This is a genomic window from Paraniabella aurantiaca, from assembly GCF_050309965.1.
Lineage (GTDB): Bacteria > Bacteroidota > Bacteroidia > Chitinophagales > Chitinophagaceae > Niabella.
The window spans coordinates 235,954-248,270 of the sequence record NZ_JBLOSY010000003.1 but is presented as its reverse complement, the minus strand read 5'-3'; the positions used below and the strand labels follow the sequence as shown (position 1 = coordinate 248,270).

Annotated in this window: 14 protein-coding genes; 4 read left to right on the top strand and 10 right to left on the bottom strand. The window is 41.7% G+C overall.

The features are described 5' to 3' along the window. Positions 1-7 precede the first annotated feature (7 nt). Both ACLOAU_RS24290 and ACLOAU_RS24285 read right to left on the bottom strand, forming a co-directional pair. Positions 8-985, bottom strand: a complete 978-nt coding sequence (locus ACLOAU_RS24290; RefSeq protein ID WP_427864523.1) for a TerC/Alx family metal homeostasis membrane protein — start codon at positions 983-985, stop codon at positions 8-10. 40 nt (positions 986-1,025) lie between these two features. After that, on the bottom strand, positions 1,026-1,379 hold the full coding sequence (locus ACLOAU_RS24285; protein WP_427864522.1) for a HesB/IscA family protein: 354 nt from the start codon (positions 1,377-1,379) through the stop codon (positions 1,026-1,028). 259 nt (positions 1,380-1,638) lie between these two features. Between ACLOAU_RS24285 and ACLOAU_RS24280 the strand changes: the two genes are divergently transcribed. Together ACLOAU_RS24280 and ACLOAU_RS24275 are read left to right on the top strand one after the other, a co-directional pair. After that, positions 1,639-2,196, top strand: coding sequence for a hypothetical protein (locus tag ACLOAU_RS24280; RefSeq protein WP_427864521.1), 558 nt, complete (start codon positions 1,639-1,641; stop codon positions 2,194-2,196). A 13-nt stretch (positions 2,197-2,209) separates the two neighbouring features. Beyond that, positions 2,210-4,378, top strand: coding sequence for a cation:proton antiporter domain-containing protein (locus ACLOAU_RS24275; protein ID WP_427864520.1), 2,169 nt, complete (start codon positions 2,210-2,212; stop codon positions 4,376-4,378). An 11-nt stretch (positions 4,379-4,389) separates the two neighbouring features. Here the strand turns inward: ACLOAU_RS24275 and ACLOAU_RS24270 are convergent, their stop codons facing one another. From ACLOAU_RS24270 to ACLOAU_RS24250, 5 genes are all read right to left on the bottom strand, one after another. Next, positions 4,390-4,737: a tRNA-binding protein gene (locus tag ACLOAU_RS24270; RefSeq protein WP_427864519.1), complete on the bottom strand. Its 348-nt coding sequence runs from the start codon at positions 4,735-4,737 to the stop codon at positions 4,390-4,392. 6 nt (positions 4,738-4,743) lie between these two features. Beyond that, complete coding sequence (locus ACLOAU_RS24265; RefSeq protein ID WP_427864518.1) at positions 4,744-6,336, bottom strand: Na+/H+ antiporter; 1,593 nt, start codon at positions 6,334-6,336, stop codon at positions 4,744-4,746. A 123-nt stretch (positions 6,337-6,459) separates the two neighbouring features. Then, the gene (locus ACLOAU_RS24260) at positions 6,460-6,999 is read right to left on the bottom strand and encodes an SRPBCC family protein (protein ID WP_427864517.1); all 540 of its coding nucleotides are present in this window, start codon (positions 6,997-6,999) and stop codon (positions 6,460-6,462) included. Positions 7,000-7,304: 305 nt separating this feature from the next. Next, entirely contained in the window at positions 7,305-7,763 is a 459-nt protein-coding gene (locus tag ACLOAU_RS24255) for a YciI family protein (RefSeq protein WP_427864516.1), read from the bottom strand. A 27-nt stretch (positions 7,764-7,790) separates the two neighbouring features. After that, complete coding sequence (locus ACLOAU_RS24250; protein WP_427864515.1) at positions 7,791-8,246, bottom strand: DUF1569 domain-containing protein; 456 nt, start codon at positions 8,244-8,246, stop codon at positions 7,791-7,793. Positions 8,247-8,381: 135 nt separating this feature from the next. Here ACLOAU_RS24250 and ACLOAU_RS24245 point away from each other — a divergent pair, with 135 nt between their 5' ends. Next, positions 8,382-8,978: a 3-keto-disaccharide hydrolase gene (locus ACLOAU_RS24245; RefSeq protein WP_427864514.1), complete on the top strand. Its 597-nt coding sequence runs from the start codon at positions 8,382-8,384 to the stop codon at positions 8,976-8,978. Between the two features lie 88 nt (positions 8,979-9,066). Further along, positions 9,067-10,602, top strand: a complete 1,536-nt coding sequence (gene gltX / locus ACLOAU_RS24240; protein ID WP_427864513.1) for a glutamate--tRNA ligase — start codon at positions 9,067-9,069, stop codon at positions 10,600-10,602. 40 nt (positions 10,603-10,642) lie between these two features. Here gltX and ACLOAU_RS24235 read toward each other — a convergent pair whose 3' ends face one another. Genes ACLOAU_RS24235 through ACLOAU_RS24225 form a run of 3 tightly spaced genes read right to left on the bottom strand, consistent with a single transcriptional unit; the run spans position 10,643 to position 12,001 of the window. Then, positions 10,643-11,023: a hypothetical protein gene (locus ACLOAU_RS24235; protein ID WP_427864512.1), complete on the bottom strand. Its 381-nt coding sequence runs from the start codon at positions 11,021-11,023 to the stop codon at positions 10,643-10,645. Between the two features lie 2 nt (positions 11,024-11,025). Then, on the bottom strand, positions 11,026-11,478 hold the full coding sequence (locus tag ACLOAU_RS24230) for a GNAT family N-acetyltransferase (RefSeq protein WP_427864511.1): 453 nt from the start codon (positions 11,476-11,478) through the stop codon (positions 11,026-11,028). Positions 11,479-11,500: 22 nt separating this feature from the next. Next, positions 11,501-12,001, bottom strand: a complete 501-nt coding sequence (locus ACLOAU_RS24225; RefSeq protein ID WP_427864510.1) for a YdeI/OmpD-associated family protein — start codon at positions 11,999-12,001, stop codon at positions 11,501-11,503. Positions 12,002-12,317: the final 316 nt, after the last annotated feature.

Below are 12,317 nucleotides of genomic sequence, written 5' to 3'. Positions count from 1 at the left end.
GAGCCTGTTAATCGTTTGGCGTGTCAGCAATCTTTTCCTCTTCGTCAGGAACTCCTTTTCGCTTTTTCAAAATAGAGTAAACAATGCTGCCTGCAATACAAAGTACAATTACCAGTAGGGACAATATAACTTGTTGTGATTTTCCCACCCACTGCGAGATCCAATGTTCCCCCAGCATTTTGGCTCCGATGAAAATAAGTACAATGGCAATACCCTGTTGCAGGTAATCGAATTTGGCAATAGCGCCTCTTAATAAAAAAAACAACGAACGCAGTCCCAGTACTGCGAAAATATTGGAGGTATAGATCACCATTTTATTAGTAGAAATACCCATGACAGCCGGAATAGAGTCTACAGCAAAAACAAGGTCAATAACTGAAAGCATTACAACCACCACAAAGAGCATGGTATAACGTCTTTTGCCATCTTCTTTAATAGTATACCTACCCCCTCCGTCGTGCGGAACCAGCGGTAATACTTTTTTCATCCATTTATAAACAGGGTGTCCTTTAGGGTCGAACTCCTCATCGTCGCCGGCCGTGAACATTTTAATTCCGGTATATACCAGGAAAGCGCCAAACAGGTATAATATCCAATGAAAACGGTTGACCAGTTCCACCCCCAGGGTTATAAAAATAATACGGAACACAATGGCCATTAAAACCCCGAACAACAGCGCACGGCTATAATAGATCTCCTTTACCCTGAAAGCGTTGAAAATAAGGATGAACACGAAAATATTATCAATGCTCAGGCTCTTTTCCATCAGGTAGGCGCTTAGGTATTCCAGGGCAATCGTCTTGTTCTCCTCAAAAATCAGGAAAACAAAGAAGCCAAGGCCCAATGCTACCCAGAATACAGACTGCCAAAGTGCTGTTTTAATAGTTATAGCGGTGTTCTTCTTGCTAAAAAGTCCCATGTCGAATACAAGGGCAATAACGATTACAATACCAAATACGAGGTAAGAAATTTGATCGGGTGTCATGAAACTTTAAGTTGGATAAGATATAGAAGGTACCTTAGTACTATACAGCGAAACTTTCGCCACAGGCACAGGTACGCGCCGCATTGGGATTGTTGAAAAAGAAACCCTTACCGCTAAGTCCCTCTGAAAACTCAAGCGTAGTACCTAAAAGATACAAAAGACTTTTCATGTCTGTCACTATCTTAATACCGTTGTCTTCAAAAACCTGGTCTTTAGGTTTTTCTTCACTGTCGAAGTCAAGTTTATAGCTTAAACCCGAACAGCCTCCGCTAACCACACTCACTCTCACAAAGCTGGTGGCCCCTTTTTCCTGGTTTTCAGCAAGAATTTGTTCTATGCGAACTTTTGCGGTATCGCTTATTTTGATGCTATCTGCAGAAAATGTATTGTTCATCCTTATTTTTTTAAAGCTATCAGTTCTATATCTCCTCTAAAAAATGTTACCTGCCTGACAGCTCGTGTAAAATGCAAAGTTACCACATTTATTGAAAGAGTCAGAGCACTGCTCCGTGTTATATTTTAGGAGGTTTCCTGGCAATAAAATAGGTGTAAACGGCTGTTTGTTATTGAAATGTGTCTCCCGGAGACGAATAAAATAGGATTTCTTACTTTTACCCCTGTTCACATTGATTGTTTAATCGTTTTACATTACTATGAAACTACTTCAACCTCTGATCTTGTTTGTACTTCTTTTTTGCTCCTGCGGATTAAGCGAAAGGGAAAAAGCAATGAAGCATAAGGAAGCAGAACTCAACGACCGGCAGCAGGCATTGGTACTATGGGAACAGCAATTAACCCAAAAAGAAAGTACGTTAAAAGACCGGGAGCACCGTTTGGATAGCACCAAAAGGGAGATTGACTCTGTAGTGATACATGGCCCCTCTGTTGTAGGTAAATGGCAGGTCAAAATGCAGTGTGTAGAAACTTCCTGTTCGGGTTCTGCAATAGGTGATGTAAAAACGGAACAATGGGAATTCGCCAGCGAAGGAAATGAAGTGGTGGTGAAAGCTTATGCCGGTAAAAATTTAACCCGTATTTACAATGGTACTTATACGAGCAGGGGCATGCAATTGGCCGACAAAGGAGCGCTCAGCTCAACCACCATGGAAGTTACTTTGAGAATGCTGAACGAAAAGAAAATGGATGGACTGAGGGAAATTACCCTCCCGGATTGTAAAACAACTTATTCGATTACCGCCGAACGTTTATAAGAGGTATTTATTTATGATCGCATTACTCGCATCTTTAGATTTCTCGTTACCGTTAACCAACCCGGTAATCATATTCGCGCTGGTACTTTTTATTATTTTGTTTGCGCCCATCATTTTCAGCAAAATAAAAGTGCCGCATATTATCGGGCTGATCATAGCTGGTGTGTTAGTGGGGCCGCATGGTTTCAACCTTTTAAAACGTGATACCAGTATCGTGTTATTTGGAACAGTAGGGTTATTATATATCATGTTCCTGGCGGGCCTGGAAATAGATCTTGCTGAATTTAAAAAGAACCGAAAAAAGATATTTGTTTTTGGGGTGCTCACATTTTTGTTGCCATTGATCTGCGGTACCCTTGCGGCTTATTATATTTTGGGGTATAGCTTTTTGTCTTCGCTGCTACTGGCCAGTATGTTTTCAACTCACACGCTGGTAGCTTATCCTATTGCCAGTAAATATGGTGTCATTCGCAACCGGGCTGTTGCCATGGCGGTAGGAGGCACCATGATCACCGATACAGTAGCACTTTTATTGTTGGCAGCCATATCGGGAATGGCGAAAGAACAGGTATCACCTGCATTTTGGGTACAGTTGGGACTGTCTTCTATTGTGTTTGTCTGTATTGTATTATTTCTTTTCCCGGTAATCATCCGGTGGTTTTTTAAAAAATTTGACGACAGCGTTTCCCAATATGTTTTCGTGCTGGGCATGGTTTTCCTGGCTTCCTTTTTAGCAGAAGCGGCGGGTATTGAAGCTATCATCGGAGCCTTCTTCTCCGGCCTGGTATTGAACCGCTTTGTGCCGCATACTTCGGCACTCATGAATCGAATCAATTTTGTTGGTAATGCCCTGTTTATTCCCTTCTTTCTCATCAGTGTGGGCATGCTCGTAGACGTGAAGGTTTTAGTAAAAGGCCTGGGTGCGGCAAAAGTTGCCGCTGTAATTATTGTTGTGGCCTTGATCACCAAGTATGTAGCCGCATGGGCAACACAGAAAATATTCAAGCTAACAGCAACCGAAGGTAAAATGCTTTTTGGACTGAGTGCTTCGCATGCCGCTGCCACACTGGCGATTATACTGGTGGGTTATAATATTATTACAGGGGAAACCGCTACCGGCGAACCTATTCGTTTGCTGGACGAAGATGTGTTAAACGGAACCATATTATTGATCCTGGTAAGTTGTGGCGTAGGCTCTTTTGTAACAGAAAAGGCTGCCAAAAAACTGGCCCTGCAGGAAAATGAACAGGTGCCGGAAATTGAAGACGGGGAGAACAAAGAAAAAATCCTGATATCATTAGCCTATGCTGAAATTGCTACTGATATGGTGGACCTGGGCGTATTGTTAAAGCCTAAGAAAAGTAGCTTACCCCTGTTTGGTTTGCATATTGTTGATGATGCCGTAGAAGGCTCCAATGCCGCAGGCAAAGGCAAAAAAATATTAGAAAAATCCGTATCTCATGCGGCGGCTTCTGAAAATACTCTTACCCCTTTAATGCGGTACGACTCCAGTATCAGCAATGGCATTGTTTACACCATTAAAGAGCAACAGGTAACCGATATTGTTATCGGGTTGCATAAAAACGCTGACCAGAAAGTTTTTTTCGGAGAGGTGGCTGAAAATATTATAAGGCGGATTTACCAAACTATTTATGTATACAAACCGGCGCAACCTTTTAACACGTTAAAACGAATGATTGTAGCCGTTCCTCCTAATGCCGAAACTGAACCAGGTTTTATACATTGGCTGCAAAAAATAACCCTGCTATCAAAGGAGTCGGGAATGAAGGTTGGTTTTTATGGAACTGACACCACTTTGGCCGCTATTCAATCTGTTACACAAAGGGAGAATAGTAACCTGCAGGCTGCTTACAACGAGTTTAGTAATTGGGATGATTTCCTGATTTTTACCAGAGAACTGAATACAAATGACCTGTTCATTATTATCTCCTCACGAAAAGGGTATAACTCCTATCTGCCGCAGTTTAACAAGCTTCCTTATTATCTCACCAATTACTTCGGTAAACTGAGTTATATCATATTATACCCCGAGCAACTGGAAACAGGTATTAATATGAGCGATATTCAGCAGGCAGACGGTAAATTGATCGAAACCCTTAGCGAGCAGATCGGTGCGATTAACAAAGCAGGTAAATATTTAAAAAAGCTCTGGAAAAAGTAAAAAAGGATTTGTTAACTGATCTTCTGGCCATTCTTTACCGGTTTATCAGTTGTAAGTAATGTAACTTCTTTATCTGCGCCCAAAACACCTAATACCAGGCATTCGCTAAAGAAATTGGCGATTTGTTTTACGGGGAAATTAACAACAGCGATCACCTGCTTATTCAAAAGTTCTTCGGGTTGATAGAGCCTGGTAATTTGCGCTGACGACTTTTTGACGCCCAGCTCTTCACCAAAATCAATTAATAGTTTATAGGCCGGGTTACGCACTTCGGCAAATACTTCGGCCCGGATGACGGTGCCAACGCGTATATCTATTTTTTCAAAATCGCTCCAGTTAATCGCTGCAGGTATAGTCATAAATGTTTAATGTTGAAAGCCTGTAAGTTTTGTTTCATCAAAGTCGAGCTGCATTTCCATGTTGCGCAATACCACGTCATCAAATTTGCGTTCCCGGCGTATTTTATGCAGCTCTACCCGCTGCAATTTAATGATATCCCTGATCACGTCCCGGTTGCGGGCTGCGGCTGCCTGAAAATGCTCGGAGTGATCGATACAGCTGAATTTATCGGTAAGCAATTCCAGCTCATTTTCCAGCTTGGTTTTTTGATGTCGCACCAGGCTGTTTTCTGTGAGATCATTATTGTAGTCGCTGTTTATTTTTTCAAGTGCTACCTGTTTTAATTGTTTTTGAATGATGGCCTCCTGTTTTTCATGCGGAACTTTAACTTCGTCTTCTTCTACTTTTATCCATTTCAACACTGCAGGCAATAACAGGCCCTGGCCCACCAACGTGATCAGGATAATGACAAACGTGACAAACAGGATAATATTCCGATGAGGTAAATTTAACGGGATGGACAGTGCTGCGGCCAAAGATACCACGCCTCTCATAGCCGCAAAGCTGATAATGAATGGCTCTTTCCAATTGGGTTTTGGCCGGGTAAGGCGTATCTTTTTAAAACAGAACCCCGGTAGATAGGCCAGGGCATAGCTATAGAGCAGTCGTAACGCAATCATCGCCCCGCCTATTATAATGGCGTATTTAATACCCTCTCCAATAGAATAGTCCTTCATACCTGCTACAACCACGGGCAATTCCAGGCCTATCAATACAAATACAATGGCATTGATGGTGAAAATAAGGGTACTCCAAACGGCTCCTGCCTGTATACGTGCTGTATGACTTAAAAAACAATGGGAGTGATAAGACATCATGAGTCCACCGCTAACTACAGCCAGCACGCCTGAGAAATGAAAATGCTCAGCCGTTATATACATTACATAGGGAACAATTAATGTAATAATAGTGTCAATGTTAGAGTTAGAAGGAATAATGCGCAATAATGCGGAGAACAGGTAGCCAACGGCTAAACCGATAGCTATACCCATTGCAGACATGAGGAAAAAATCGCCGATGGCTTGTTTAAAAACAAACTGGCCGGTTAATGCCGCCGCGAGAGCGAACTTAAAAACAATAAGGCTGGAAGCGTCGTTGATCAGGCTTTCTCCTTCCAGTACGGTAATGGTTTTCTGGGGAATCTTAAGATGTTTCAGAACCGAAGTAGCTGCTACTGCGTCGGGCGGAGAGTTAACACCTCCTAATAAAAAGCCCATTGCAAGTGTAAGACCCGGAATTAGTGAAGATGAAACATATGCTACTACCAGGGAGGTTAGAAAAACCAGTCCGAAAGCCATCCAGGAAATCTGCTTCCTGTGTTTCCAAAAGTCTTTCCAGGACGTAAACCAGGCTGCTTCAAATAATATGGGAGGCAGGAAGATGAGAAATACAATATCCGGATCAATCTGAAATGCAGGCATACCCGGAACCAGGCTTATAATAAGCCCGGCAATTACCAAAAAAATAGGATAAGCTACTTTTAGTTTCTGGCCAATCAGCACCAGCATCATCACACTAAAAGCAACTGCAATAGCAATTAATACATAATTCTGAATCATACAAAACAATTTGGATTGGCTGTCAACTTAAACGATACTTCCTACAACAACATTAAGGCATTCTGCCGAAAAAACGTTCTTTTGAATTTCGGTTTAGAATAACATACAAAGAGCGCTTTTTGTTTAGTGTAACTCACTTAGTCTCTTAAGCTCCTGTAAGCTAAGGGCATAGTTGGTTGCGATTGTCTTTTGAGCTCTTTTAAACAGCATCATGATGCTTAAAGGGTAGGGCACGTGGCTATTGAAATTGAGCGTTACCCTGGTTGTGTTACCTATTGGTTGTAAGCTGATATATGTTTTAGCCTGCATTCGATAAGGAGCATAACAAATAATGTCTAACGTTACGTCTCTTAAGGTGGTTAGTTGTGAGATGGTGAGGCAGCCTTCTCCCAGTTCTGTGCTGTCACTTTCCCAGCAAAAGCTTGATCCGGGGCGACCTTCGTTTCCTCCGATCGATGTTTTCATCATTTTATCCCGCTTAAACCATGCATTCCAGCTATTTAAGGCCGTTATATTATTTGTAAAATTCCATACGTTTTCAACAGGAGCATTAATAGCAATAGTTTGTTGAACCTTGATATCTCCGTCTACAAATGCAGCGATGATCAGAACCGTTGCTGATAAAACAAGGATGCCAATAAGCAATTTTTTAAGAATACTCATATTGAGTGTCCGGTTTCTGGTTGAGTAACAGTTATCCCTTTTCGGTAAGGTTTATGGTTTATATCAATTCTTTCAAAAAATCCCGGGATTATGATGAAGACCCGTCTTAAAAATGAATGTTTAGTTCCTAAAGGTAGCAAAACCTTGCTGAAAAAAAATATTTATAAAATGCTGTAGAAAAGAAATTTAAGCAGGTTGATGAGCATTTCTATGCGCCAGGGCCCGCAACGAAACTGTAGCTTGCACGATACCCATTGCATGAGTTTTTTAAACTTTAGTATGCGGGTATAAGCGTTTCGTTTTTATCAGAATTTTGTTTTGCTTATTTTTTCACTGTAAGGTAAATACATGGGTAAGGCTGCCGATCCGTACCAGTCGAGAAGGTCGTAAGCCAGCAAACCCGATTTAATTGCAGGGTCGGTCATAAGTAGCTTTTCAGCTTCTTCCTTATTCTTAGCTTTTAAGATAAACAGCCCCCGGTATTGTTTGTCGTTTTTACCAAAAGGCCCTGCTACAACCAGGTAGCCATCTTTTACCAGCTTGCTTATATTTTGCATATGACCAGCAAAAAACTGTTTAACGGAGTCCTTGTCGGCAATAGTAACGGGACCGGTTTTTAATATTACGAATTGATACATTTTCATGCCCCGCTCATCAGATCCCAGGCTATCGGCCAGAGATTTATTATACGCTGCGTTGTGCTGGGCACAAATAACAGAAGATGAGAACAGAATGATCAGCAAAGCAAAAAGAAAGCGGCTCATAATTTAAAATAAAAGTGATCAAATAGTTTAAACGCCAAATTGAGTAAGGTGGTGGTCGAGGTGTTTGGCAAACATATTATTCCACTCGGTCTGGGTGAGTGCACCAAATGAGTGGGACTCTTTACCTTCAAAATAACGACCACCCAATTCCTGTGTTTTGATCAGGTAGTCGATTAACCTCTTTTTTTCCGCCTCATAGTTTTTATGATCAGCAATTACAAAAGCGGGTGAAGTGCGCATATTATGCGGATACGGTTTTTCGTTGACAATATTCTTTTTTACAAATTTTTTCAGGATCCATTTCAATAATCCTTTGGGCTTAGGGTGTTTACCTGGCTCATAAAGCATCTCATAGGCTACATTTACATGGGCCAGCATTTGGTCCACCGTCATTTTGCCCCAGTATGGTTTTGTTTGGGGAGTTAAGTTATTGATGCGTGCAATAAAGGTCATTACTCCTCCCGAAGAAAACAGATCAGTCATTGTTATTTGGTTTGTGTAAAAGTACAACATATAGATACTATTTTATTATATCACTTGTAATATGACTGTACATGACGGAGCGTCTGTTAAATCTTCGTATTTTTAAGGCTCCCTAAATAAATCAAAAAAATATACATGAAAAAGATTCTTGCTATTGTTTCAATGTTGTTGTTGGCTTCTATGTTACATGCTCAAAAGGCATTCTGGCTTTTTAATGGTAAAAACCTGAATGGGTGGACGGTACATGGTACTGAGAAATGGTATGTGGAAAAAGGTGAATTGGTTTGCGAAAGTGGGCCGGATAAGCAGTATGGCTATTTGTCCACCGATAAAAAATATAAAAACTTTGAATTGACCTTAAAATTTAAGCAAGAGGCAAATGGCAACAGTGGGGTCTTTTTTAGGTCTTCAATTGACGGAGTGAAGATCAGCGGCTGGCAGGTAGAAGTGGCGCCACTTAATAACCATACCGGTGGTATTTACGAATCATACGGTCGTGGCTGGATGATAAAACCTAAACCCGAAGATGAAAAGTGGCTCAAACAGGGTAAATGGAATACCATGAAAATACGCGTACTGAACGATCAGGTTACTACCTGGCTTAACGGCCACCAGATGATTGATCTGGCAGATTCTAAAGTTGGTGCTGCAAATGGTTTTATTGCTTTACAAATACATGATGGTGGTGGCATTAAAGTACGTTGGAAAGATATTATCCTGAAAGAATTGTAGTAAACTTTTACTTCTCGTTAAAGTATTTTACGTGCATGTACCATTGTATTTATTAGCGTATTCGTGGTAATTGAAATACATTTGCGCCATGAGCGATAAAAAAGTCAGAGTACGTTTTGCCCCCTCGCCTACAGGGGGCTTACATTTGGGCGGTGTAAGAACCGTTTTATATAATTACCTGTTCGCAAAAAAACACGGTGGTGATTTTATTTTAAGGATAGAAGATACCGACCAGACGCGTTTTGTGCCGGGTGCAGAGGAGTACATTTTTGAATGTTTGAAATGGGCAGGGCTGGAGCCGGATGAAAGTGCGCGGCACGGCGGAAATTATGGTCCCTACAGGCAAAGCGAACGCAAAGAGTTATACCGAAACTATGCTGACCAGTTGGTAGCTGAAGGGCATGCCTACTATGCTTTCGACACGCCAGAAGAGTTAGAACAAATGCGGAAGCAATACAAAACAGATGAGAATCCTGCCCCCCAGTATGATCAGAAGATCCGTATGCAAATGCGCAACTCCCTGACACTGGATGGAGATACGGTACATGAACTAATGCATAGCGATACACCTTATGTGATCCGTATTAAAATGCCGGAGAACGAAACGGTGAGTTTTAATGATATGATTCGTGGCGAAGTGAGCTTTAACACTTCTGTAGTTGATGATAAAGTATTATTAAAGGCAGATGGGATGCCTACCTATCATCTGGCAGTAGTAGTGGATGATCATTTAATGGAGATCAGTCACGCTTTTCGTGGAGAAGAGTGGCTGCCTAGCGCGCCTGTGCACGTATTACTTTGGAAATATCTTTTTGGTGAAGATAAAATGCCGCAATGGGCACATTTCCCGCTTATATTAGGTCCTCATGGTAAGCTTAGTAAAAGAGACGGTGCAAAATATGGCTTCCCCGTATTTGCGATGAACTGGAAAGATCCTAAGAGTGGTGAATTGACAGAAGGGTTTAAAGAAAAAGGATTTTTGCCCGAAGCATTTATTAACCTGCTTGCCGTATTAGGCTGGAACGATGGGACCGAACAGGAGCTCTTTTCCATAGAAGAAATGATTGATAAATTTTCGATGGACCGCGTGCATAGTGCCGGAGCGAAATTCGACTATGAAAAGGCAAAGTGGTTTAACCAGGAATGGATCAAAAAACTGGATGGATCGGTGTTGCTTCCCCAAGTGCGGGAGATACTGGTAGCCAAAGGAGTTGACGTTGCCGACGACGCTTTACTGGGCAGGGTGATAGAGCTGGTAAAAGATCGATCTACGTTACTATCCGACTTCTATGAGCAGGCTTCCTACTTTTTTGCTACACCTCAGGTAATTGATCTGGCGGCAATTCAACCCAAGTGGAATGAAGCAAAGACGCTGTTTTTCCAGGAAGTAATAAGAAACTATCAGTTGGCTGGCATTTGGGAGGCGCATGAGCTTGAAAATAATTTTAAGGAGATTGCAGCGGCCAATCAGCTTAAACCCGGTGAGGTAATGTTACCCCTGCGCATTATGCTGGTAGGAGGCAAATTTGGACCCGGCGTGTTCGATATTGCCCAGATCATTGGCAAAGACGAAACTATTAAAAGAATTGAAAATACTTTAAAGCAACTGAGTACAGGCAATTAAAAGCCTTAAAAGCTGAAGCCATTAAGGGATCAGAATTAAGCTACAATTGATTACTAGTTTGTTCGAATGCCTTGATGGCTTTTTTTGTTGCCAGCCCTCGCCAGCTTAATGTTAATACCTGTTTCAATAGTTTGGTATCATAGGAATGAACCCACATACAGAGGTAGGGATAATTTTTAAAGTGATCGGGAAGGTGAAACAATTCGGGATGACTGTCTAAATACTGATCTCTTAGTTTGAAGTTCAGGCGTATGGGAATAAAGCTACCGGTTTCGTGCAGGCGACACATTAATTTTCCTCTCACCTTCACCGATGGTGTTCCTTCGTGTGAAACCGACTCTTCCGTTTCCGGAAAAGACAATGCGATCTGCTTCACGATTTCAAAATGGGCCGGGTTGTAAGCGGGCAGATAGGATTTCATTGCTACTTCTTTTTTAGGCATTGTTGAAGCCAATCCGTTGCAGTCATTTCAAACCTGATTTCATTTTTCCCGTTAGTGCCGTTTTCTTTCCATCCGGCTTTTTTATAAAATGCAGCGGCCCGTGTTCCAGGTGCAGTGCCCAGCCATACCATTTGCGAGGTTTGCGTAAAATACCAATTCATCATTGTATGGTGCAAAAGTTGGCCAACACCCCGGTGTTCAAAATCAGGATGTACAAACAAAGCCCATATATTGTGCTCCAGCAGGTCGGCAATAGCGAAGCCCGCCATTCTTCCGTCTTCTTCACAAACCCACCCTTTTCCTCTTTCCTGTATAAAGTGTGCGCAATCAGCGTCGGTAACCAGGCCGGGATCAGAAAGCCTGTTCTCTTTCACAGCATTTCTTATGATCTGTATTTGAGGAATATCTTCTGTTTGAGCTTGTCTTATAGTCATGGTTCAATAGTTGAATGGTGTATTAAGGTTTGTCGCGTCCAATAAATCGCTCTTTACCTTTTAGAAAATTAAGTGCGCGAATGACATTTTTATGAATGCTCTCCTGTGTTTTTAAGCCGGAAAGATACCGGTTAATCTCTTTTCGCAGGTAGGGTGCCAATTGGTCGTATACCGCTTTTGCTTCCTTATCTTTCGTAAGCGCCTGTTCAAATGCCGCCGGGGCTTTTGTTTCAGGCGGGACTATGTTATTGTAAGCGATAGTTATATGTATTTTTTCACCAATGCGTTGCGGGGAGTTGGACAACATGCTGGTGTTGATATACAACCGCCATTCACCTCTGAACCTGACCAGGGTTTGGGTATAAGGCTCTTTGTTGACCGTACCTTTAACAGGTATGGGTCCCTTCTCCTTGCCTGCGGCTACGAAAATACTTTTAAGGATGAGGTCCGGCACCAATACGAAGGGGTTAATGCCTATAAGGTCAAGAGATGCGGTAAATGTGTAAATACTTGCTTTTGTCATTGGATCATCATCACTTTATTTTATATGACCGCTATTTTAAAAATATAGGCCTAAGCTATTTAGCGGTATAACATTAAAGTTAATTCAATACGGCTATATGGCGCATTACAGGAAGCGATTGATCGAATGAAAAAAGTGATTCATCGAAAAAATGAAGCCATTCATCGAAAAGAATTTTTTGTAACCGGTATCAGATATTTCCTTTGTAATATCGAAGATGCCATGGGTTTTTCTGAGATGACTTCTAAACGTATTTGATAATAGCCCTGAAATTACAACAGCCCGCAATGTAGGGGTCCGTTAAAATGCAATTTAG

Bases quoted from the DNA above. Each gene is read 5' to 3' on its own strand.
- ACLOAU_RS24245 (WP_427864514.1), top strand. From the start codon at position 8,382: ATGAAAAAGATTCTTGCTATTGTTTCAATGTTGTTGTTGGCTTCTATG.
- ACLOAU_RS24235 (WP_427864512.1), bottom strand. From the start codon at position 11,023: ATGAAATCCTATCTGCCCGCTTACAACCCGGCCCATTTTGAAATCGTG.
- ACLOAU_RS24255 (WP_427864516.1), bottom strand. From the start codon at position 7,763: ATGAGCCGCTTTCTTTTTGCTTTGCTGATCATTCTGTTCTCATCTTCT.
- ACLOAU_RS24275 (WP_427864520.1), top strand. From the start codon at position 2,210: ATGATCGCATTACTCGCATCTTTAGATTTCTCGTTACCGTTAACCAAC.
- ACLOAU_RS24285 (WP_427864522.1), bottom strand. From the start codon at position 1,379: ATGAACAATACATTTTCTGCAGATAGCATCAAAATAAGCGATACCGCA.
- ACLOAU_RS24225 (WP_427864510.1), bottom strand. From the start codon at position 12,001: ATGACAAAAGCAAGTATTTACACATTTACCGCATCTCTTGACCTTATA.
- ACLOAU_RS24290 (WP_427864523.1), bottom strand. From the start codon at position 985: ATGACACCCGATCAAATTTCTTACCTCGTATTTGGTATTGTAATCGTT.
- ACLOAU_RS24230 (WP_427864511.1), bottom strand. From the start codon at position 11,478: ATGACTATAAGACAAGCTCAAACAGAAGATATTCCTCAAATACAGATC.
- ACLOAU_RS24280 (WP_427864521.1), top strand. From the start codon at position 1,639: ATGAAACTACTTCAACCTCTGATCTTGTTTGTACTTCTTTTTTGCTCC.
- ACLOAU_RS24250 (WP_427864515.1), bottom strand. From the start codon at position 8,246: ATGACTGATCTGTTTTCTTCGGGAGGAGTAATGACCTTTATTGCACGC.
- ACLOAU_RS24265 (WP_427864518.1), bottom strand. From the start codon at position 6,336: ATGATTCAGAATTATGTATTAATTGCTATTGCAGTTGCTTTTAGTGTG.
- ACLOAU_RS24270 (WP_427864519.1), bottom strand. From the start codon at position 4,737: ATGACTATACCTGCAGCGATTAACTGGAGCGATTTTGAAAAAATAGAT.
- gltX (WP_427864513.1), top strand. From the start codon at position 9,067: ATGAGCGATAAAAAAGTCAGAGTACGTTTTGCCCCCTCGCCTACAGGG.
- ACLOAU_RS24260 (WP_427864517.1), bottom strand. From the start codon at position 6,999: ATGAGTATTCTTAAAAAATTGCTTATTGGCATCCTTGTTTTATCAGCA.